The organism is Actinomycetota bacterium, assembly GCA_030776625.1.
Lineage (GTDB): Bacteria > Actinomycetota > CADDZG01 > CADDZG01 > WHSQ01 > MB1-2.
In genome coordinates this window covers 196018-218107 of sequence record JALYHL010000002.1, presented here as the reverse complement: position 1 = coordinate 218107, position 22090 = coordinate 196018, and the positions used below count along the sequence as shown (strand labels likewise).

The 22090-nt window shown below is 66.3% G+C and carries 21 protein-coding genes and 1 tRNA gene; 13 read left to right on the top strand and 9 right to left on the bottom strand.

The annotated features are described in order from the left end of the window. Positions 1–20: 20 nt before the first annotated feature. Complete coding sequence (locus M3N53_05250) at positions 21–422, bottom strand: BlaI/MecI/CopY family transcriptional regulator (protein ID MDP9067742.1); 402 nt, start codon at positions 420–422, stop codon at positions 21–23. A gap of 118 nt (positions 423–540) precedes the next feature. Next, positions 541–2103, bottom strand: coding sequence for a glycoside hydrolase (locus M3N53_05245; protein ID MDP9067741.1), 1563 nt, complete (start codon positions 2101–2103; stop codon positions 541–543). 216 nt (positions 2104–2319) lie between these two features. Here M3N53_05245 and M3N53_05240 point away from each other — a divergent pair, with 216 nt between their 5' ends. Then, positions 2320–2703 carry a hypothetical protein gene (locus M3N53_05240; protein MDP9067740.1) on the top strand — a complete coding sequence of 128 codons (384 nt, stop codon included), beginning with the start codon at positions 2320–2322 and terminating at the stop codon, positions 2701–2703. A gap of 36 nt (positions 2704–2739) precedes the next feature. On the opposite strand, the gene M3N53_05235 is transcribed toward M3N53_05240, so the two are convergent. After that, a tRNA-Leu gene (locus M3N53_05235) sits at positions 2740–2822 on the bottom strand. Between the two features lie 71 nt (positions 2823–2893). On the opposite strand from M3N53_05235, the gene M3N53_05230 reads away from it, so the two are divergent. The 9 genes from M3N53_05230 (at position 2894) to M3N53_05190 (ending at position 13677) form a co-directional block, all read left to right on the top strand. Next, the gene (locus M3N53_05230; protein ID MDP9067739.1) at positions 2894–3682 is read left to right on the top strand and encodes a DUF3662 and FHA domain-containing protein; all 789 of its coding nucleotides are present in this window, start codon (positions 2894–2896) and stop codon (positions 3680–3682) included. Continuing rightward, positions 3675–4136: an FHA domain-containing protein gene (locus M3N53_05225; GenBank protein ID MDP9067738.1), complete on the top strand. Its 462-nt coding sequence runs from the start codon at positions 3675–3677 to the stop codon at positions 4134–4136. The genes M3N53_05230 and M3N53_05225 overlap by 8 nt, the downstream gene beginning before the upstream one ends. Further along, positions 4133–5356, top strand: coding sequence for a Stp1/IreP family PP2C-type Ser/Thr phosphatase (locus M3N53_05220; protein MDP9067737.1), 1224 nt, complete (start codon positions 4133–4135; stop codon positions 5354–5356). The genes M3N53_05225 and M3N53_05220 overlap by 4 nt, the downstream gene beginning before the upstream one ends. A gap of 14 nt (positions 5357–5370) precedes the next feature. Then, complete coding sequence (locus tag M3N53_05215) at positions 5371–6687, top strand: FtsW/RodA/SpoVE family cell cycle protein (protein MDP9067736.1); 1317 nt, start codon at positions 5371–5373, stop codon at positions 6685–6687. Beyond that, on the top strand, positions 6687–8156 hold the full coding sequence (locus M3N53_05210) for a penicillin-binding transpeptidase domain-containing protein (protein MDP9067735.1): 1470 nt from the start codon (positions 6687–6689) through the stop codon (positions 8154–8156). The genes M3N53_05215 and M3N53_05210 overlap by 1 nt, the downstream gene beginning before the upstream one ends. After that, positions 8150–9565 (top strand): protein kinase, encoded by a 1416-nt coding sequence (locus M3N53_05205; protein MDP9067734.1) that lies wholly within the window; start codon positions 8150–8152, stop codon positions 9563–9565. Before M3N53_05210 ends, M3N53_05205 begins: the two co-directional genes overlap by 7 nt. Before the next feature lie 2 nt (positions 9566–9567). Then, entirely contained in the window at positions 9568–11484 is a 1917-nt protein-coding gene (gene pknB, locus M3N53_05200; GenBank protein MDP9067733.1) for a Stk1 family PASTA domain-containing Ser/Thr kinase, read from the top strand. Between the two features lie 25 nt (positions 11485–11509). Further along, entirely contained in the window at positions 11510–12925 is a 1416-nt protein-coding gene (locus M3N53_05195) for a glycoside hydrolase (GenBank protein ID MDP9067732.1), read from the top strand. A 68-nt stretch (positions 12926–12993) separates the two neighbouring features. Beyond that, on the top strand, positions 12994–13677 hold the full coding sequence (locus tag M3N53_05190; protein MDP9067731.1) for a GerMN domain-containing protein: 684 nt from the start codon (positions 12994–12996) through the stop codon (positions 13675–13677). A gap of 1 nt (position 13678) precedes the next feature. On the opposite strand, the gene M3N53_05185 is transcribed toward M3N53_05190, so the two are convergent. Genes M3N53_05185 through M3N53_05175 form a run of 3 tightly spaced genes read right to left on the bottom strand, consistent with a single transcriptional unit; the run spans position 13679 to position 15825 of the window. Further along, complete coding sequence (locus tag M3N53_05185) at positions 13679–14257, bottom strand: aminodeoxychorismate/anthranilate synthase component II (protein ID MDP9067730.1); 579 nt, start codon at positions 14255–14257, stop codon at positions 13679–13681. Further along, positions 14235–14780 carry a hypothetical protein gene (locus M3N53_05180; protein ID MDP9067729.1) on the bottom strand — a complete coding sequence of 182 codons (546 nt, stop codon included), beginning with the start codon at positions 14778–14780 and terminating at the stop codon, positions 14235–14237. The genes M3N53_05185 and M3N53_05180 overlap by 23 nt, the downstream gene beginning before the upstream one ends. Next, positions 14773–15825, bottom strand: coding sequence for an NAD(P)-dependent oxidoreductase (locus M3N53_05175; protein MDP9067728.1), 1053 nt, complete (start codon positions 15823–15825; stop codon positions 14773–14775). The genes M3N53_05180 and M3N53_05175 overlap by 8 nt, the downstream gene beginning before the upstream one ends. Positions 15826–15880: 55 nt before the next feature. Here M3N53_05175 and M3N53_05170 point away from each other — a divergent pair, with 55 nt between their 5' ends. Continuing rightward, complete coding sequence (locus tag M3N53_05170) at positions 15881–17188, top strand: M20/M25/M40 family metallo-hydrolase (GenBank protein ID MDP9067727.1); 1308 nt, start codon at positions 15881–15883, stop codon at positions 17186–17188. A 109-nt stretch (positions 17189–17297) separates the two neighbouring features. Here M3N53_05170 and M3N53_05165 read toward each other — a convergent pair whose 3' ends face one another. Then, positions 17298–17939 carry a sortase gene (locus tag M3N53_05165; protein ID MDP9067726.1) on the bottom strand — a complete coding sequence of 214 codons (642 nt, stop codon included), beginning with the start codon at positions 17937–17939 and terminating at the stop codon, positions 17298–17300. A 39-nt stretch (positions 17940–17978) separates the two neighbouring features. On the opposite strand from M3N53_05165, the gene M3N53_05160 reads away from it, so the two are divergent. Together M3N53_05160 and M3N53_05155 are read left to right on the top strand one after the other, a co-directional pair. Next, a complete protein-coding gene (locus M3N53_05160; protein MDP9067725.1) occupies positions 17979–18209 on the top strand; it encodes a cell division protein CrgA in 231 nt (76 codons plus the stop codon). Between the two features lie 108 nt (positions 18210–18317). Then, positions 18318–18641: a hypothetical protein gene (locus M3N53_05155; GenBank protein ID MDP9067724.1), complete on the top strand. Its 324-nt coding sequence runs from the start codon at positions 18318–18320 to the stop codon at positions 18639–18641. Between the two features lie 3 nt (positions 18642–18644). Here M3N53_05155 and M3N53_05150 read toward each other — a convergent pair whose 3' ends face one another. After that, positions 18645–19817 carry a thiolase family protein gene (locus M3N53_05150; GenBank protein ID MDP9067723.1) on the bottom strand — a complete coding sequence of 391 codons (1173 nt, stop codon included), beginning with the start codon at positions 19815–19817 and terminating at the stop codon, positions 18645–18647. A 132-nt stretch (positions 19818–19949) separates the two neighbouring features. Further along, positions 19950–22064, bottom strand: coding sequence for a SpoIIE family protein phosphatase (locus M3N53_05145; protein MDP9067722.1), 2115 nt, complete (start codon positions 22062–22064; stop codon positions 19950–19952). Positions 22065–22090 lie beyond the last annotated feature (26 nt).

Here is a 22090-nt window from a genome sequence, read left to right as displayed (position 1 = left end):
GAGGCGAGCGAAAAGGAAGGTCAGTCCTGCGCTTCTCGTTGCTGGATCGCTTCTCTGAGGCTCTCTATGACGTCCTGATCCTCTTCCTCGACCCGGTCGATGAAGTACGCCACGGCGGGGTCCCGGAAGTGGTTCACCAACCAGTCGACCACGGACTTGACCGTGGAGTTGGCATATTGCTCTCGGCTCATGAGCGGGAAGTAGTGGTGCGCCGGCTGATCCTCGACCCGGCGGAGGATGCCCTTCTCCGTGAGCCTGCCCATCGTCGTCATCACCGTCGTGTAGGCGATCGATCGCCTGTCCGCCAGCGCGCGGTGGACGTCACGGACGGTCGCTTCGCGACGATCCCACACGATCTCCATCACCTCGGCCTCGAGGGGGCCCAGCACGTCGGCCAGCGGCTGACGTCTTCTGGCGGTCATCGTGATCCTTCCATCCGCAGGTGCAAGAGGTAGATAGTACGCCCCCCCGCTCACTGGGCCACCCGTTTGCGTCAGGGTAGCGGTGCCACATCGCGGCGCGGCTGGCTGCGCCCCGTGGCTACCTGAGCTTCGGCGCGTTCACGATCGTCCCGAGCACGCCCTCGTCGCCGACATTGCTCGGGCCCTTGGTCGCGCAAACCTGGATGCAGATGTCCACATACGCCGCCCACGGCTGCCCCGCGCGATCGACCACGACATCGATGAAGTCGTAGACGCTCTTGCAGCGGATCGGACCGCACGTCCCGCGCACGAACGGGTCGCGTGGGTCGTTGACCGAGGCCGTGTGGAACGTGGGGTTCCGGTCGACGACGTCTTCACTCACGGTCATGTAGCCGTTCCACGTCACGTCCTTGTAGCGAGGGGGGTCCGGGGGGCCCAGGAAGAACAACTCGCGGAAGCACGAGACGGGGTCCGGTTTGCAGTCGTCGGTCTGCGGGAACGGTCGGCCGGGCGAGTTCGTGGACCCGTAGTAGGCGATCGCGACCTTGCCCGGCGCTCCGACGTCGATCTTCGGAAGCGTCGACTCCTTGATCCCGGGCGGCCCGATCATCATGGGCTCACTCCATCGCTTGCCGCCGTCGCGGCTGATCGCCAGGTACGGCATCCGGTCGCCCGCCACCCAGAAGTAGTAGACGTTGCCTTTCGCGTCCGCGGCCACCGCGGTCTCGTGCTCGTACACGCCGATCTCCGTCTGCGGCATGCCGTTGTCCGCAACCTGCACACGTTCCCAGGTAGCCCCCTCGTCGCGGCTGATCGCCAGCCAGGGCTGGCCGCAGAGACCCTTGGGCAGATAGACGGTCCCGTCGTCGCCGACGAAGCCGTGACCCACGGCGCCGTGGCAGTACCCCTCGAGGCCGAGGTCGTTCTCCTCTTCCATCTGCGTCCTGTACGGCAGAGTCCCCGTCGGAAGCCAGGTGATCCCGCCATCGAGCGACTTGAGACACTGCGCCGCGACCGAGTAGATCGTCACTCCGAACTGGGTCGAGCACGTATAGACGACGTTCGGATAGCCCACGGTAGGACTGACCACGGGCGGCCCCGCGAAGAGGTTCTGATGGTCCATCAATCCACAGTTGAGGACGGTGGTCGTCCAGGTCTTGCCGCGGTCGTCGGAAAAGGAGATCTCCGAGCACCCGAAGTAGAAGTCGTAGGTGAAGACGCGGTCGGTCCTGGGATCTACGTAGAGATATGGGTCGAGGGTGAGCGGGTGGCGCTGGCGGCCGGCGATCTTCGGCGACACGTCTTTCCACGTTCGTCCGCCGTCCTTCGTCCGCACGACCTTCGGCGGTCCGTCCAGCGCCTGGAAGAAGATCGACCCGTCGCTGGTGACTCCGAGCGTCGGCTCGCCGGCGCCGAAACCCGTCCGGAAGAGCCTGGCGCTGGCGCTCGAGGTGCCGAGGGGACGGCCGCCCGCGAGATGGGTCACCGCGGCGCCTCCCGCGTCGGCGGCAGGGGACCTTCGGTCCTCCGGCGAGGTGACGCCACCCGGGATATCCGGCACCGCCGGATAGGGATGCAGTAGCGCCTGCGGTAGATAGCGGCTCTCGTCCACAGTCGGCTGCGGCCACAGCGCGCCGAAGAACACCATCAACGAGATCCACGCCACCGCCAGCCGACGCACGTCTGCTCGCCTCCTCCCCCTCCGCTACCCCTGGAGGTATTCGGACCAGCCGTGGCCACTCCTGCAGCCGCCGCCGCTTAGCTCGTCCAGATGCTGACCCGCAGGCGTCGCGGGGGCTGCGAATCGTCTCTGGCGAGCCAGGAGGAAAGCGGCTTCTCCGGTAGAACCGTCAGTGAGGTGCCGGAACGAAACCGAGGCCCGGCAAGGAGGGTGGACATGTCAGCTTCCAAGATCGGGCGGCTCGCGGCGGTGGTCCTGAGCGCGGCGCTCTTCTTGCCGCACACACCCGCACTCGCCCATACGGTGAACCACGATGCCTTCATCTTCGTAGAAGCCATCAGCGAGGGCTTCCGCGGCGGCCTCAGCTCCAACGCCGAGAGTTGCCGATTCCACCGCAGGGTCGTCCTGGTCAAAGTTCTACGGACCGGGGAACACCGAGTGGTCGACCGGACGATGAGCAATGGGGAGGGGTACTTCCGCTTCTACGCGCCGCGGGCGCGCGGAAGGTTCTTCGTCAGGGCACCCTGGAAGAGGTGGAACGCCGACGGCCACGGGCACCGCTGCTGGGCAACGAAGTCCCAGACCATCACAAGGCGCTGACGGCACGGGCATGGCGACCCTCGCCTGCACGAAGTGTGGGCGAGGGGGGATTTGAACCCCCACACTCTTGCGAGCACTGGCACCTGAAGCCAGCGTGTCTGCCGTTCCACCACTCGCCCTCGAACGCGGCCAAGGATATAGAAGGCGCCCAGCGAGTGAGACCCAGGGCCGACGGGCATAATCGCGCCTCATGGGCGTCGCGAAGAGCATCGAGCAGCGGCTGGAGGGCCTCGTCGAGGGCTTCTTCACCAAAGCCTTCCGCTCGGGGCTGCAGCCCGTCGAAGTGGGGCGCCGGATCCTGCGCGAGATGGCGGAGAACAAGACGGTATCGGTGAACCGCGTGTACGCGCCGAACGAGTTCCGCGTGTTCCTCGGACCGGATGACCACGAGCGGTTCGCACAGATGGAGGCAGGTCTCCAGCGCGAGTTCTCGGAGATGGTGATCGACGAGGCCAAACAGAACCATTGGAAGCTGATGGGGCTGCCGCGGGTCACCTTCCACGAGGTCGACGAGATGGGGAGAGGCGAGCTTCGGGTAGAGGCGTCGCTCGTCGCGGACGATGCCGTAGAAGGTTCGCGGGTCTCGACGCGGGAACCTTCTCCCACAGACACCGCTGCCACGCGCGCGGTGGAGTCCGACACCGCGGCCAGGCTCGGCATCTCCAGCTCAGGCGCTCGACTGGTGGTCCTGGACCACGCGGGCGGCCGGAAAGAGACGATCTCTATCACCAGCGATCCCGTGGTGATCGGGCGGCTCTCCAGTAGCGACGTCGTGCTGGCGGACTCGAACGTGAGCCGGCGGCATGCCGAGTTGCGCCGCGACGCTGGCCGCTGGAGCATCGTCGACCTGGGCTCGACCAACGGGACCCTGGTGAATGGGAAGCTGGCACGGGAGCACCCGCTCAAGCACGGCGACCGCATCGCCTTCGGCACCAGCGAGCTGCTCTTCGAGGTCGAAGGCGCTTCCGCAGATGCCTGACCTCGTACTCGATCTCCTTAAGTACGTCTTTCTCGCGGTCCTCTACATCTTCATCGCTCGTGCCGTTCGGGCGATATACCTCGAGCTACGTCCGGCTGCGGCCGCGGCCCCCGCGCCGCGACGTTCGGCAGCTCAACCAACGCCCGCCCCTCGCGGCAAGAACAAGAGCATCCGCAAAGCAGCGGTCGTCGAGGGCGACAAGAAAGGGCGGACCTTCGACCTGACCAACGAGTTCATCATCGGCCGCGCCGACAAGTGCCACCTGGTGCTAGACGACTCTTACGTCTCGCAGATGCACGCTCGGATCTTCCCGAGAGACGACAGCTACCTCGTGGAGGACCTCGGCTCCACCAACGGCACCTATCTCAATCGCCGGCGCATCACGTCACCGACCCAACTGCAGCGGGGCGACCACGTCAAGATTGGCAAGACGGTCCTGGAGATGCGTCGATGAGACCGATAGTCGCTGCGAAGACCGATGTCGGCCGGGTGCGACAGGGCAACGAGGATTCGTATCTCGTAGCCGAGCCCTTGTTCGCCGTGGCGGACGGGATGGGCGGTCACCTAGGTGGCGAGATCGCGTCGGAGACCGCCGTCGACACGATCACCGAACGGGCCCGGGCGGAGGCGCCGCAAGACGCCGCCGGACTCGGCGCGCTCGTGCGGGCGGCGAACTCGGCTATCTGGGAGAAGGCGCAGGGGGATCCGAACCTGCACGGGATGGGGACGACCTGCACGCTCGCCCTCGTAAGAGATGGCGAGCTACACCTCGCGCACGTGGGTGATTCACGGGCCTACCTGTTGCGAGCGGGCGAGCTGTCGCAGCTGACCGACGACCACACCCTCGTCAGCCGGATGGTGCGAGAAGGACGCTTGAGCGCCGAAGAAGCGGACCGTCACCCTCAACGGAGCATCATCACGCGCGCTCTCGGCGTCGACGCGGACGTCGAGGTCGACGAGATGTCGCTCGGCATAGAGGAAGGCGACCGGTTCCTCCTCTGCAGCGACGGCCTGACCTCGATGATCGACTTTCAGGAGGTACACAACGTCCTGGGACGGGAGCACGATCCCCAGAGCGCCGTGGACCGCCTGGTGGAGCTCGCGAATGAGGCAGGTGGCGAGGACAACGTGACCGTCGTCGTCATCGATATCGCGGACGACGCGGGTCGGTCTGCACCGGCCACCGCAGCGACCTCCGCAACACCCCCGCCCCCGCCGCGCGAGGACACGGACCCGAACCCGGTACCTGCTGCGCCGGCGGTCGACACGGGAGTGCACCGGCTCGACGCGGTGCGGGCGCAAGAACAGCCTCCCAGGAGGCGCCGGTCCCGGCCGTTCCTGGTCACGCTGCTGCTGCTGTTGATCCTGGCGGCCGCGGCCTTCATGGCCGCTCGCGCCGCGCTTGCCACCTCATACTTCGTCGGTACCGACGACAACGGCATAGTGACGATCTACCGCGGCATCCCCGAGGAGATCGCGGGGCTAAGCTTGAAGCAGTCGGAGGAGAGCACCGGCGTCGCTGTAGAGGACCTTCCGGACTTCCTCCGCGGCGGCGTCGAGGAAGGGATCAAGGCGGACTCTCTCGAAGACGCCCGAGCCAAGGTCCAGAACCTCGAAGAGCGCGCACGAGACGCCGAGTTCGAGAAGACATCCCAGGGAGGCAACAACAACTGAGCGCGCAGCTGACGATGCGGCGCAACCGCGAGCTCTCCCTGTTGATCCTCGCGCTCATGCTGGGCTCGGGCGCGCTCGCGCTCGTTGCGCTCGCGCGGGATGCCGACAAGGTTGGGGTGGCAGCACCCTTCATGGCACTGCTGACCTGTTTCTACGCAGCGGCACATGTCGCGGTGCGGAAGGTTGCACCGCAGGCCGATCCTTTGATCGTTCCCGTCACCGCGATCCTCAATGCGCTCGGGCTCGCGGCCGTCTACAGGCTGTCGCCGGCGGAATACGGACCCGCGCAGATCACCTGGACCGTCGTCGGGATCGGTTGCTTCATCGGGACCCTGGTTGTGGTCCGCGACTTCCACACGCTGAGCCGGTACAAGTACATCCTCGGCTTCGCAGGAGTAGCCCTTCTCCTTCTCCCGCTCGCTCCCGTGATCGGGGCCACGATCAACGGCGCACGTCTCTGGGTCGCCATCGGACCGGTCTCGTTCCAGCCGGGAGAACTGGCGAAGGTCTGCCTCGTCATCTTCTTCGCGGCCTACCTCGCCGAGCGCAAGGAGCTGCTCGCGATCGCCTCCCGCCGCGTGCTGGGATTCCACGTGCCGGACCTCAAGCATTTCGGGCCGTTGCTCGTCATGTGGGGGTTGTCGCTCGCGGTGATGTTCTTCGAGAAGGACCTCGGATCGAGCCTGCTGTTCTTCTCCATCTTCTTGGTGATGTTGTACGTGGCGACGGCGCGCATCGTCTACGTGGCGTTCGGGATGTTGCTGTTCCTGCTCGGATCTTTCGTGGGCTACCAGATGTTCACACACGTACAGCAGCGCGTTCAGATCTGGCTCGACGTCTTCGATCCGAAGTACATCAGCGACGAGGGCTACCAGCTTGCGCAGTCGCTGTTCGCTCTCGCCACCGGTGGCCTGTTCGGGACCGGCCTCGGGCAAGGGCGGCCGGACCTGATCCCCGCAGCTCACACCGACTTCATCTTCGCCGTCATCGGTGAGGAGCTGGGGATGCTCGGCACCGCCGCGGTACTTCTGTGCTTCATGCTCGTCGTCGCGCGTGGGCTGAGGATCGCGATGCAGTCCCGGGACGACTTCGGGCAGCTGCTGTCGCTAGGCCTCGTGACGATCTTCGCCATTCAAACCATCATCATCCTGGGCGGCGTGACGCGGCTGATGCCGCTGACCGGGATCACGTTGCCGTTCATGTCCTATGGCGGATCGAGCCTGCTCTCTAACTTCATCCTCGTAGCGATACTGATCCGGATCTCGCACCAGACGGCGGCCGCGCCCGACCCCGCGATGACCGGAGAGATCTTGATAGGAGGTCGGCGCTGATGCAGCGACAGATCCGCAAGGTCGGGTTCGGCCTCGTCGTGGCGTTCATGGCGGTGTTCTTCCAGCTCAACTACGTGCAGATCTTCGCGGCGGAGCGGATCGCTTCGAACAACGCGAACGTGCGGTCTTTGCTGCGGGAGTACTCGATCGCTCGCGGCGACATCCTCACGCTCGACGGCACGCGCGTCGCCGTGAGCGAACCGACGGGTGACCGGCTCGAGTACAGGAGGAGCTACCCGGGCGGTGCGCTCTACGGTCACATCACCGGCTACTACTCCATCCGCTACGGCACCTCCAGGATCGAATCTGCTTACAACGAGCAGTTGCTGGGCGACAGCGGGGTCATCTCCATGCAGGACATCCAGGACCAGTTCCTCGGATCCGGCGAGGAAGGAGACGACGTTCGGCTCACGATCCACTCGCGCCTCCAAGAGGTCGCCCGCTCAGCTCTAGGCGACAACGAGGGCGCCGTCGTAGCGCTGGACCCGCAGTCGGGGGAGGTGCGGGCGATGTGGAGCAACCCGTCCTACGACCCCACACCACTTGCGTCGCACGACGGGAAGGAAGCGAAGCGGTACTGGGAATCGCTCAACCCCGACTCTCCGACCGGACCTCTCGTATCCCGCGTGACATCCGTCGGCTACCCGCCGGGCTCGACCGCGAAGGTCGTCACCGCGGCCGCGGCCCTCGAGTCCAAGTACGAGCCGGATTCGGTGTTCCCCGACCCTGTCGAACTGGAGCTTCCGCAAACGGACGAGACCCTGACGAACTTCACGAAGACGAGCTGTGCCGGCGGACAGATCGACCTCCGCACCGCGCTGGAGGTCTCCTGCGACACGACCTTCGCCATGCTGGGCATGGAGATTCCGAACGAGATCCGCCAGATGGCGGAAGCCATCGGCTTCAACGAACCGATCCCATTCGACGTGGGTACGGAGCCCAGCAACTTCCCCGAGGTCGGTGAAGACGCGAAGCCTTTCCAGGCCTACGTTGGAATCGGCCAGGGTGACGTGGTTGCGACGCCTCTGCAGATGGCGCTGGTGGCGGCCACCGTTGCGAACGGAGGCGAGGTGCCGCGGCCCCAGCTCGTTCGAGAGGTGATCGACCCGTCCGGCGGGATCGTCGATCGGATCCAGCCCGAGAGCCTGGGGACCGCGATGTCCTCGGAGACCGCGCGCGAGGTCACGGAGCTGATGGAAGCCGTCGTGCACGGCGACAACGGCACCGGCCAGGCGGCGCAGATACCTGGAGTCACGGTGGCGGGTAAGACCGGGACCGCGCAGACGGTCGAGGGTGAGAATCCACACGTTTGGTTCATCGCGTTCGCTCCCGTCGAGGACCCACAACTGGCGGTCGCGGTGATCGTCGAGAGCGGCGGGACGGTCGGCTCCGAGGCCACCGGCGGCGCCGTCGCGGCTCCCATCGCGAAGCAAGTCCTGGAAGCGGATCGCCAGATACGCGAATGGTAGAGGGGACCCTCCTATCTGACCGGTACCGCATCGAAGAACGGCTCGCGACCGGCGGGATGGGCGCGGTGTACGCCGCAACCGACCAGCGACTGGGGCGGCGGGTTGCGGTGAAGGTACTGAAGGAAGGCCTGGCCGACGATCAGCGCTTCGTCGAACGGTTCCGGCGCGAGGCGCGAGCCGCGGGGGCGCTGTCACATCCGAACGTCGCCGGCGTGTACGACTTCGCCGAGCACGCGGGACGCCACTACATGGTCATGGAGCTGGCCCAGGGCCGCGATCTCTCGTGGGTCCTGCGCGAGGAGGGCCCGTTGTCCCCGGAGCGAGCTGCGCGCATCGGAAGCCGGATAGCGCGCGCTTTGGCGCACGCGCACGCGGCCGGCGTGGTTCACCGCGACATCAAACCGGCGAACGTGATCGTTGACGACAGCGACAAGGTCAAGGTCACGGACTTCGGCATCGCTCGAGCGGTCGGAGATTCCTCGCTGACGGCAACCGGATCGATGCTCGGGACGGCCCACTACATCTCTCCGGAGCAGGCTTCGGCCGGGGAAGTCGGACCCCGCTCGGACATCTATTCGCTCGGCATCGTGGTTTACGAGATGCTGACCGGGACGCTCCCGTACACCGGCGACTCTGCGATCGCGGTGGCGATGCGTCACGTCTCCGAAGAGGTTCCCGCCCCCAGCGCCATCAACGGGCAGGTCCCACAAGCCCTCGACGCGTTCGTCGCACGGGCAACAGCCAAAGATCCCAAGGATCGGTTCGCGGATGCCGGTCACATGGCCACGGCTCTGGAAGAGACCCTCGGCGGCACGGTCGAGACGCCGACCGCGGCTATGGGAGTCGCCGCGCCCGCGGCCGCCACCGCTGCCATGACAGGAGCGGCAGCGGGGGCGACGCAGACACTCGGTCAGACCGTGTGGCCCATTCCCGGAGAGCGATGGGATCCACAACGCCTTGGGCGACGCGTCGTCCTGTTCTTCGCCGCCCTCTCACTGATCGCGCTGCTGTTGCTGCTGTTCCGGCTCGGAGGCGACGAGCAACCTGCGGCAGCCGTCGGTGGTCAAGAGCAAGTGGAGTCACCGATCGAGGAGCCGGTAGCAGAGGAGACCGCCGCCGAGCCCTCCGGTAACTACGTCCTCTCGGAGGACGTCATAGGCGCGGACTACCGCGAGGTCGAAGAGATCCTGAAGGAGGCGGGGCTGAGCGTTGGGAAGGAAGACGTGGACAGCGACGAGTTCCCCAAAGACGCCGTCGTCGCCACCGATCCACCTCCCGGCACGGAACTAGAGGAAGGGGACGCCGTTACCCTCTTCGTAAGCAAGGGCGAGGACTTCGAAGAAGAGGACGACGACGAGGGCCCGCCCGGGCACTCCAAAGGAAAAGGGCCGAAGGAGAAGGACGACTAGAGGTGACTGCAGAGGCCAAGACCTACGGCCAGCGCTACGAGGTCATCGAGCGCGTCGGGGTCGGCGGCATGGCGGAGGTCTACCGCGCCCGCGACGGCTTGCTGGGGCGCGAGGTCGCGGTAAAGGTCCTGAGCGACCGGCTGTCGACCGACCAGTCGTTCGTCGAACGTTTCCGGCGCGAGGCACAAGCAGCCGCCAACCTGAGCCACCCGAACATCGTCTCGCTGTACGACTACGGCTCCGACGACGGGGCGAACTTCATCGTCATGGAGCTGATCGACGGTCGGGGCCTGGAAGCGGTGATAGCCCAGGAAGGTCCGCTGCTGCCCGAGCGCGCCGCCGAGATCGCCTCCGACGTGGCGAGGGCGCTGGAGCGTGCGCACAACACCGGGCTCGTTCATCGCGATGTGAAGCCCAGCAACATCATGATCACGTCCTACGGCCAAACGAAGGTCACCGACTTCGGGATCGCACGGGCCCTCGGCGACGGCGACCAGACGATGACGCAGACCGGGATGGTCATCGGCACCGCCTCCTATCTCGCTCCTGAGCAAGCTCAAGGGAACCCGGTAGACGTTCGCTCGGATGTCTACGCACTTGGATGCGTGCTCTTCGAGATGTTGACGGGACGCGCGCCGTTCACCGGAGACACCCCGCTTTCGATCGCGTACAAGCACGTCAGAGAGACCCCCCAGAAGCCTTCTGATCTGAACCCCGACGTGCCGGACGCGCTGGACGCCATCGCGTTAAAGGCCCTCGCGAAGAACCCGGACAACCGCTACCAGACGGCTCGGGAGATGCGAGAGGACCTCCAGCGCTTCATCGAGGGGCAGCCCGTGCTGGCGACCCCTCTGCTCGCAGCTGCAACCACCGTCGCCCCGGCCGCCACCGGAACGCAGGTGATCAGCCGGACCGAGGACGAGTGGGTGGATGAACGCGAGCCCGACAAGAAGCGCGCCGGGATCTACGTGGCGGCGGCACTGTTGATCCTCGGGGTGTTCGCCCTGCTCGCCTACCTGCTGGCGAACAACCTGCTCGGCGACGACGAAGACGCGGTGGCACAGATCCGGGTTCCGGACGTGGTCAACGAAAAGGAGGAGACCGCCCGCGGCATCCTCGAGGACAAAGGTTTGGAGGTCGACGTCAGGCTCAGGCCGAGCAACAAGCCGAAAGGGATCGTGGTGGAGCAGGACCCGGAGGCGGGCGAGAGGCTGGAAGAAGGCGGTCTCGTCACGCTGTTCGTTTCGGAGGGGCCACGGCAGACCGAGGTGCCCGACGTCATCGGGCTGTCACAGGAAGAAGCCGAGGCCGAGCTCGCCGATGCCAAGCTGACCGTCGGCGAGATCAGTGTCGAGTCCAGCGACACGGTTGAAGCGGGCTCTGTGATCTCGCAGTCGCCGGAGCCGGGCGAGGAGGTGGATGTCCGGAGCGAGGTGGACCTCGTCATATCGGGCGGCCCCGAGGCCGTCGTTGTCCCGTCCGTGATCGGGCAGAGCGAGGACACAGCGGTGGCCGAGATCGAAGCGGCGGGTCTCGTCGCAGACGTGCTGACCGCACCCAGTGAAGACCCCGAAGGTGTCGTGTTCGCGCAGGATCCGGAGGCCGGCGCCGAGGCGCAGCCCGGGGACGTCGTCACGATTACGGTGTCCGAGGGGGCACGGGAACGCGAGATGCCGGACGTGACGGGGCAGGACGCTGACGACGCCGAAGCCTTCCTCGAGGCGGAATTTGGGCTCGTTGTATCGCAGGTCCAACAGGCATGCGCTAACGCGACTCCACCGGGGGCGGTATGCGACCAGGATCCGGCGCCGGGGACGCCGGTGGCCGAGGGCGACGAAGCCACGCTCTTCGTGCAGGCCGGCGACGCCACCTTGCCCGGCGTGTTCGCCTCACTGCTCGCACTGCTGTTCTTCGTATAGCTAGAACGGGACTAGGCTCGTTCACATGCGGATGGTGCGGCGGGCTCTACCGATCTCGTTACTGGTGACGCTCTTCGCCGCGTCCTCCTTGTCTTCTTCTGGAGCCAGCGCCGCGGATGTCGGTTTTGCGTCGCCCGTGCGCGTGTCGGCTAACGACGATCAAAGCGCGGCCGAACCCTCCATCCGGGCGGCTCGTGACGGAACGCTCTACATCTCGGCCCCGACAGGGCTCGGGGGGGCACGCATCCAGGAGAAGGGCCGCGGCGGTGACCTCTTGTGGCGCTCCGACGACGACGGCAAGACGTGGGAGTTCCTCGGGAACTACGACCCCGCGCAAGGCGGTGGTGACTCCGACATCGCCCCCGATCGCGAGGGCGTGCTGTGGGCGTCCGGACTGACGCTGGCAAACACCACCGTCGGGATCTCGACCGACAGGGGCGAGACCTTCAGGAACAACCCGGTCGGCTCGCTGGAGACGGTCGTCGACAGGCAGTGGATCGAGACGTACCGGGCCGAGCCCTTCGCGTTCTTGACCACCGGCCAGATCAGCGATCGCCGCATCATCCTGAGCCGGATCGAGCGCAGCGCCGGCGACTATCCGGTAGTGACGAAAACCGTGACGGTGTCGGGCGAGCAGGAGGAGTACCAGTGGCCCGGTGAGATCGCGGTCGACGAGACCGGCGGTCTGGTCTACGTCACCTACAACACCGACGGAGAGCCGGAGCGGAACGACCAGATCGTCGTCACGCGGTCGGACCTAAAGCTCGAACGCAACAAGCGCTTCACGGTCACCACCACCAAAGGCGACAGCTTCGACTCCTTCAGCGCGATCGACGTCGATCAAGCGGGCAACGTCTACGTCGTCTGGACCGAGCGTCGCCCACAAGGGCCGAAGGCGAAGTTCGGCAAGACCAACTCGTACCTGTCGGTGAGCAAGGACAAAGGGCAGAGCTGGTCGACACCGGTGAAGCTGAATACCCGGATGCGAACGACCACGTTCCCATGGATCGTCGCCGGATCGAAAGGCCGGGTGGCCGTCGCCTACTACGGGATCAGGCAGCGCGGGCCGAGTCCGGAGAACGTGTTCCACGAGACGCGCAAGGTCCTGCCCAAATGGAAGGTGTTCGTCGCATACTCGCTGAACGCGGATCGCGCCGGTGCAACTTTCCGCAATGTCCGAGCCGTGCCTCGATTCATCCACGAGGGGAACCTGTGTACGTCCGGCACCGGGTGCGCCCCCGGAACCCGCGACCTGCTCGACTTCTTCCAGCTCGACCTGGACGCCTGCGGAAAGATCGTTATCACCTACACCGACAACTCGACCGACGTGGTGGAGAAAGATGGGACCCGCTCTACGAACAACCAGGAGTACGTGTCGTTCGTCGGGCAGGATTCAGGGCCCAGCTTCTATACCCAGCCGCTCAACCCAGAGGTCTGCTGAGACACCTGCTTGGAGCAGCTCTGCTGCTCGTCGCTTGCACACCGTCTGCTCAGCCCGCGCGGGAACCGGTGTCCGGCGGCGCCATCAGCACTTTCGTCGCGGTCTACCACTACGACGACGAGGCGCTGACAGCGGGATACGAACCCTTGCCTGAAGGCGACGTCGAACCAGTGACGGCATTGGTCGGGCTGTTGCTCCAGCGGTCACCACCGGAAGGGCTGCACTCGGCTATACCCGCGGGCACGACGTCACCGTCTCAGGCGGAGGCGGGCGACGCGTTGGTGCTGGAGATGAGCGAGCCGTTCTGGTCCGGCCCCCCCGAAGACATCCGTCGCCGCGCCGCGCAGGTGGTGTTCACGATGGCGAGCTTGGAGGAAGGCAAACGCATCACGCTGCTGAACGGACTCGTGCCCGGCGAAGTCACCGACGTGAACGGCGAGGTCCTGCAGCAACCGCTGGGACGTCACGACTTCCGGGACCTTCGACCATGGATCCAGGTGATCCAGCCGGTGGCGGGCGCGGTCGTCGGGAGCGACGTACCGGTGCGCGTGCTCAGCCGCGGCGGTCATGCACTCCGGGTTTCGGTGACTGACGGCTCGGGCGCGACGCTGCTCAGCGAGAGAGTGCGGCGCGACGGCGGCAGCGTGGGACCGATCCCACCCGACGCGCCGGAGGAGCTGACGATCACCATCGGCAGCCGCATCACCGGCGCCGTTCGCGAGGTCGACGTCCCGGTTCGCTTCGGCCTGTGAGCTAGCGCGCCGCCGCGAGATCGAGGAAATTACGCAACAACAGCGGGCCGTCGGAGCTCAGGACCGATTCGGGATGGAACTGCACCCCCTCGACCCGGAGCTCCCGATGGCGCACCCCCATCACGACGCCGTCCTCGCTGCGCGCCGTAACCTCCAGCGCGTCCGGGAATCCATGGGGTTCGATGGCGAGCGAGTGATAGCGGGTCGCGGTGAAAGGTGACGGCAGGTCAGCGTAGACCGAGCGGCCGTCGTGCGTCACCTGTGACGTCTTCCCGTGAACCGGCCCCACCGGCGCACGCTCGACCTGGCCCCCGAAGGCTCTCCCGATGCACTGGTGGCCCAAGCACACTCCCAGCACAGGGACCTTCCCCGCAAACGCCTCTACCGCCCGGATCGACACCCCGGCGTCGTCGGGCGTGCCGGGCCCCGGCGAGATCACTACCGCGTCGGGCTTCAGGTCGTGCAGCTCGCTCACGGCGGCATCGTTTCGGACCACGACCGGCTCGGCCCCCAGCGCGCCGAACGCCTGCGCGAGGTTGAACACGAACGAGTCGTAGTTATCGACGAGCAGCAGACGCATGGCCCCTCCATGCAAGAGTCACTCCGGCGGCGAAGGTGCCGATCACCAGCGGTGCGTAACCCGCTATGCGCTTGGCCTTCCCCTGCGGCTTGGCGGTCACCAGCTCGTCCGCGGTGCCGTTCTCCCACTCGGTCTTCGAGCCGATCCGGTGGTAGCGGTCCCACGTGGCCGCGATCGCGCCGACCTCCGCGGCCACCGCGAGACCCGCGGCCTTGGACACCGCGGCGGATCCTGACGACCGCAGACGTAGAGCGGTAAGGAAGCTCCCGACGAACGCGAGCAGGTAGCCCAGCGGCATCAACCGCACGACGGGCTCCATGTCGCGCGGGTCGCGGAAGTACATCCACATCCAGTCCGGCGCGTGCTTGTTCGAGAGCATGGCCGACGCGGTGAGACCGCCTGTTGCGATCAAACCGCCGGCGAACGCCGAGCTCCGCAGCGCGCCGCGCTTGGGCGCGGAGCCGCCGAAGAAGAACCCGAAGAAGGCCAGGATCGGCCAGTCGATGATGAAGGTCTCAATCACCCCCGCCGTTGGTCGGTGCGATCCATCCGTTGTCGCGGTACCAACGCAGTGTCTCACGCAGGCCGGGCTCCGGTTGCGGGTACTCGAAGGTGAAGCCCGTTCGCTTGAGCTTGTCGTTCGAGTAGCGGAAGTCGTAACCGAAGTACTGCACCTGGTCGTACTCCAGCAGCGGGCGCTTGCCGCTCCGCCGGGTCGCGATGGCCGAAACCCTGGCCGCACCGGACAGCACCTTGCGCATCGCCGTGAGTGGCAGCGGCGGCAGGATCCGCGGGCGCGTCCCCATCTCCTCCGCCACCAACCTCGTCAGCGCGACGGCATCGATGCGCCCGTCGTCGGTGACGTTGTACGCCTCGCCGTCGGCGTCGGGATGATCCGCAAGATGCAGCGCGGCTCGACACAGGTCGCGCACGTGAACGAAGGGGATGTTCCCGCGCAGATTCCGGATCACTACTGGCTTGTCTGCAAGCTGCAACAACAACTGTCCCGATCCATATGCGGCGCGAGGACCGTAGGGCGATGTCGTTCTCGTCGAGGTCACCTCGAACCCATCGCGTCTGTACGAATGCGCCAGACGCTCCTGATCCCACTTCGAGACGAGATATGCGTTGCCGGGTCGCTTCGGCGAGTCCTCGGTGAAGGGAAGCCTCGCAGGGTCGGGCGTTCCGTAGATCCCGCCCGCGCCCCAATTGACGACGCGTCTGCACTCCCCTCGTGCGACCAGCGCGTCGAACAGATTGCGCGTTCCGTCGACGTTCACCGTGCGCAGCAGCGACTCGGGCGCCAAGTAATCGAAGACGGCCGCGATGTGGAACACCACCTCGGCCCCGTCCACGGCGGCCGCCACCGACGCGGGATCCGTTAGATCCAAGGGAACGAGACGGGCACCCGCGACGCGGCAGACCTCCGGCCACCTCGTCCGATCGCTCTCGACGGCCGCCAGCGCGGAGGGAAGATCACCCGCGACGGCATCGTGTCCGGCCTCCGCCAGCACCTCGACCATGTGGGAGCCGATGAACCCGCAGGCGCCCGTGACCAGCGTCTTCATGGCGGGGCAGCGTAGCCCTTCGCTCGGGCACAGAACTCGTAGCTAATCTCCCACGATGGATGAGGTGGAGCTACTTCAGGCGCTGGTTCGGGTTGACACGACGAACCCGCCGGGGAACGAGGAACCAGCGGCCGAGCTGCTGCGGAGCTACCTCGACGCAGCAGGGGCCGAAACGAGCATCCACCGGGGTCCCGAAGGTCGCGCCAACCTGATCGCGCGCCTCGATGGCCCAACAAGTGTTCCCGCGCTCGTGTTGGTGTCACACACAGACGTGGTCGGCGTGGAGCCGGACAGCTGGAGCCGCTCCCCGTTCGGCGGGGACCTGCACGACGGGTCGATCTGGGGCCGGGGCACGCTCGACATGAAGGGGATAGCCGTCATGCATGCGGCCGCGCTCGCGGCGGCCGCCACTGTGGGGGTGAAACGCGAGGTCATCCTCGTCTCGTTCGCGGACGAAGAGGCTGGCGGTCGCCAAGGAGCCGCCTGGATGACGAAAGAGCGGCCGGAGCTGATCGGCTTCGGCAACGCGCGTCCGTGTCCCGAGGCCTTAGGCGAAGGCGGGTTCGGCCTCTCGGGTGTGCTGGAGCGCCCGCTGATGCCGATCGTGGTCGGCGAGAAGAGCGCGTTGTGGCTGGAGCTGAAGGCGGTGGGCGACCCCGGCCACGGCGCGCTACCGCCCGCGCGGCAAGCGAACGTGAACCTGGCGCGGGCCCTGACGAAGATCTCCGGTTTCCGCGCGCCGCGGGTGCATGACGTGATGAGGGAGCAGTTCCACCTGCTGGCGCAACAAGCATCGGGGGCGCGGGCCGCAACATTCAAGGCGCTCGCCTCCGGCGGCGGCTCCCACGTCGCGCGCGCGATCAAGAGACCCTTGTGCGCCCGCGGAGCGATCGCTACCTTGCTGTCGGACACGCTGACGCCGACCCAGATCTGGAGCGGCTACAAGCACAACGTAGTGCCGGGTGAGGCGAACGCATCGCTCGACTGCCGTCTCTTGCCGGACACCGACGTGGATGCACTGGTGGGCGACGTACGCGCCACCTGCCGCAATTACAACGTGTCCGTCACCGAAGTCGCCCGCCATGGCGGCCCTGTGAGTGCACGCACCGCACTGTTCGAGACGATCGCAGAGACCTCGGCGTCACTCCTCGAGAGCCCGCTCGTGGTGCCGTCGCTCACCTCTGGCATGACCGACCTCCGCTACCTGCGGAGCTTGGGCGCGACGGCGTACGGATGGGTCCCGCTCGTTCTGGACGACGATCTGTTGAAGACGATCCACGGCCACGACGAACGCGTCGGCGTCGCCGCGTTCGAGCGCGCGGTCGAAGCTATGACGCAGGTGGTCGTGCGGGCGACGACCTAGAAGTTGGCGGGGAGCAGCTCCTCCGACAGCATCACCATGACGACCGCGGTGGCGACCGCTACGAGCGCCCACAAGAACAGCTCGCCAAGGCGCGACTTCCACGAGCGCTTCACGTCGTCACCAGAGTTCCGAACACGATCAGCCGCTGGGCCGCGGAATACTTCGGGTTGCAGGTGGTCAGGACGATCTCGGCTGCGTCGCTCTGAATGGCGATCGCCAGCGAGTCCGGGCGGACGATCCTCTTCTCGGTCACCTCGTAGGTGAACTCGCCCCACTTCGTCTTGGTGATGATCTCGTCGCCCTCCTGCAGCTTGTCCAGATCGAAGAACGGCGCGCCGTAGGTAGTGCGGTGACCGGAAACGATCACCCGCCCTTTCTCGCCCGGCCATACCTCTTCGAACTCGGTACACAGAGGCCGTTCGAAGCCAGGCCGGCACGACGGGTAGTGCCCCGGACCCCTCTTCAGGTCTTCCGTTCCCACGCCCTCGATGACGATCTCGTCGAAGTCGATCGAGGGCATCACGAGGTTGAACACCGGTGCGCCCGGTCCCGGCGCATAACCCTGGGGAGGGCCGCTGGGACCTTCGTCCGCCGGCGCGGCAACGACCGGCTGCGCATCGAACTCTTGGCGCAGGGCCTCCTGCTGTTGCTGCGTGTACAGCCCGGTCCCCCATAGCGTCCAGCCGACGAACAGCAACACCCCGACGCCGACCGAGATGAGGAACTTCCCGAAGATCCGAAGAGCTTTCACTGGATGGATTATCGGGTGCCGCGGCTACTATCTGCACCTATGCCCAAGAGTCGTTCCAAAAGAGTCAGGGCCCAGCCGCCGCCGAAGCCGAAGCCGAAGCAGTCGCCACCGTGGGTGGGGGCGCTGTTCTTCACGCTGATCGCGGCAGGTGTGCTCATCATCATCAGCCACTACCTAGGCGTGCTGCCGGGGGGGACCCGGGGCTACCAGCTGTGGCTGGGCCTGGGGCTGATCTCGGCCTCCTTCGTGGTGGCCACGCAGTGGCACTGAACGGACCCCCGCACCTCTCCGCGACCTCCAAATGACACGCGTGTCGTTTCTCCACCGCTGTGGAGAAAGCTGTGGATACCCGGGTCGCCGACCAGCAGGCGGAGCGCTTTGAAGCCGACTCTGGCGACGGCCGCAGGCATCCTCCTAGTGGTGCTGGGCTACTTCTATGGCTTCGGACGCGCCGCGATAGCCCTGGCCATGGCCGCGACGATCATCTACCTCGGCTTCAGCTACTTCAGCGCGGCCGGGCAGGTGCCACCCGACGTCGACACCGAGGACGTGAGCGAGGAAGGCCTCATGTACGTCTGCCGTATGTGTGGGCTCGAGCTGAAGGTAGAGACGGCGACGACGGATCGGGCCCCGACCCACTGCCGCGAGAAGATGGAGCTGGTGAACGTGGCGTCTCCTCGGACGCCGCTTCGTCCCGTCTAGCCGCTAGGTCAGCCGCTCGATGATCGTCGCGTTCGCGAGCCCGCCGCCCTCGCACATCGTCTGGAGCGCGTAACGCCCCTCTCGCTGTTCGAGAGCGTTCACCATCGTGGTCATCAACCGTGCGCCCGATGCGCCGAGTGGGTGCCCCAGCGCGATCGCTCCGCCGTGAACGTTCACCCTCTCGTCGAACCACGAGTCGTCGGCGCCGAGCTCCTTCTTCCACGCCAGCACGACGCTCGCGAAGGCCTCGTTGATCTCGACGATGTCGATGTCGGCCAGCGTGAGCCCCGCCTTCTCCAACGCCTTGCGGGTCGCGGGGATCGGGCCGGTCAGCATCGTGACCGGATCGGTTCCGGCGAGCGCGAACGAGACGAAGCGCGCACGTGGCGTGAGCCCGAGCTGCTCGGCCCTCTCCGGCGTCGTGATCACGAGAGCGGCAGCTCCGTCGGTGATCTGAGACGAGTTGCCGGCGGTGACCACGCCGTCGGCCTTGAACGCAGGCGGCAGCGCGACCATCTTCTCCGGATTCGGGGTCCGGATCCCCTGGTCCGTTTCGAAGAGCTCGGTTCCTTCCTCGCTCTGGACCTTGATCGGGAAGATCTCGTTCCTGAAGGCGCCCGCTGCCGTCGCCGCGGCGGCCCGCTCGTGAGACCGCATGCTGAAGGCGTCAAGCTGATCGCGCGTCAGCTCCCATCGCTCCGCGATCATCTCGGCCGAGATCCCCTGCGGGACGAGGCCGCCCTCGTAACGACCCATCAACTGCTCGCTGAAGGGGAAGCCAGATACCTGCGCGCTCGATCCCATCGGGACGCGGGTCATGTTCTCTACGCCACACGCGATCGCGACATCGTAGGCACCGGATATCACCCCCTGCGCGGCGAAGTGAGCCGCTTGCTGCGACGACCCGCACTGGCGGTCCACCGTTGTGGCCGGCACTTCCTCCGGAAGACCCGCGGCCAGCCACGCGTTGCGACCGACGTTCAACGACTGGTCGCCGACCTGCGACACGCACCCACAGACGACGTCGTCGATCAAGGTCGCGTCGATACCGCAGCGGTCCACGGTCTCGTTCAGCACGGTTGCCAGAAGGTCCACCGGATGCCAGTCCTTCAGCTTCCCGTTGCGCTTACCGAGGGGGCTGCGGACGGCCTCAACGATCACTGCCTCACGGGTCATCGAGCGACTCCTTCTTTGTTGAGCCGGTGCGGTTTAGTGCGCTTCTTTTGCTCTTACCGCACCGATGAGATCCCGTCAGCGGTCAAGCCGCTTACGGGATTTCTTGACGAGAGGTCAAGTATGCACCGGAACCTACGCGCCGGCGGCATCAAGTCGACGCTTCAGGGTGATCGTCGTGCCGCTGTCGGAGGAAGCGATCTCGACGTCGTCCATCAGCTCGCGCATCAGATACAGCCCCCTCCCCCCGGCCGCGAAGCGATCGGGAAGGTCCGCAGAGTCGAGCAAGCCCGCGTCGAACCCGCCACCATCGTCGGCGACCGTGACCGATACGCACGAGCGGTCGACGCTGCAGCGAACGCGTACCTCGCTGCGCCCGTCGGGCTTGCGTCCGTGCCGGTACGCGTTCGCGGCGGCCTCCCCCGTCGCCAGCAGGATCTCGCTGGAGACGTCGACCGGAGCGCGCACATCCGCGAGGAACCCCGCGACGAAGGACCTCACCTCCGGGACCCGCATGGGTTCGTTCGGGAGGACCAGCTCGCGCGACGGATCCTGCAGCGTCGAGTCCGGAACGACCTGACACACGACCAGCGCTAGGTCGTCGCGAAGCTCGTCTGAAACCCATGAGTCAACGCTCCTCCTCAATGCGTGCACGAGCTCTCCCGGCGTCCCGACGCCGTACTCCCCCACGATGTCGGCGAACTTTCCCTGCCCGAAAGGACGGCCGTGCCGGGGAGCCTCGGTCAGACCGTCCGTATAGAAGACGAGCATGTCGCCCGGCAGGAGGTCGATGCGGGCGACCTTGTAGTCCGTGCCCTCTTCGATCCCTAGTGGAAGACCGCCTTCGCCCAGCCACTCGACCTCTCCTTTGCTGCAGCGGTAGAGAACGGGCGGGACGTGACCCGCGTTCGCGTACTCGAGGACTGCGCGTTCCGGATCGAGCACGCCAAGAAGGAGACGGACGAAGCGCTCGTTGCTCGATTGTGAATGGACGAGCTGGTTCATCGAGCGGAGCAGAGACCCGGCATCGGCGTCGCTCGCCGCGAGCGAGCGAAGCGTGTAGCGGCTGAGAGCGGCATCGTTCGCCGCGCGGGGCCCGATCCCGCAGACGTCTCCGAGCACGACGGCCATACGGCCGTCTCTCAGGGTGACGAAATCGTAGAAGTCGCCGCAGACGGCGCGCGTTCCCGCCGCGGCGACGTAGTGCGCGACCAGACCGAGCCGTGGAAGGGCGGGGATCTGATCCGGAAGGAGTGCTCTCTGGTAGCTCTCGGCCGTTTTGCGCGCGCGTTCGTACAGGCGCTCGACTTCCTCGGCTCTCGCGGAGGCGTCGGTGATGTCGGTGAAGACGTCGATCCGGCCGACGAGCGTCCCGTCGTCGTCGAAGGTCGGTCCCGAATAAAGCCTCAACTTGCGGCGGGCAGGGATGATCTGCTCGATCGTGCACCGGATCTCGGCGTGAGGCTCATCACGCAGTACCTGGAAGGCCTCCATGAAGTCTTCCGGCTCCTCCGTCTGCTTTGCGACCGTTCGAAGGAGCTCCACCACCGGTTCGCCGAGGAAGGCATCTGGATCGACGTCGAACAGGCGCCCGGCCCGTTGGTTCACCACCCGGGCGATCCCATGCCGGTCCCGGAAGACAACGGCTTCGTCAACCGCGTCCAGAACCGCTAGCAAGCGCTGTCTCACCGCCGTCGCGAGCTGATGCTCTCGCTTCTCGCCTCGGTAGTGCGTTCGCAGCTCGCCGGCGAGGAGGCCCGCCACCGAGCCACAGAGCAAGAAGATCCCGCTCGTGAGAACGGCCGGGACGACGGCTGGCGGGGGCCCCGTTGCGGCGGCGACGCCTAGATAGCCGACGATCGCCAGGACCGACGCCGCTAGTGCTTCGCGAAGGGTAGCGAGGAGACCTGTCGCCACGACAACCGGAATGAAGACGAGTTGGATCGCCGCCAGCTCACCGCGCAGGAGAGCGAAGAAGCCAGACGCGAATCCGATGTTCACCGCGACGCCGAGCCACGCCACCCACGGCCGATCCACCTCCTTCGACAGAAGGAGGCGGAAGAACACGCCGAGCCACAAGGCCAAGACGCCCGTTAGAAGGAGGCCGGCTCGATACGTGGCGGCCGGGAGGGGCGCGAGGTGCAAGATCCCGAGGATCAGGGCGGCCGTTCCCCAGGCCGTCAGCTCCCCGATCTGAACGGCCCAGCGCCAGCTTCCCTTGGTTACGGTTCGCCGATCCCTCGAGAGCATCGTCCCCGCCTTGATGCGGCTGATAG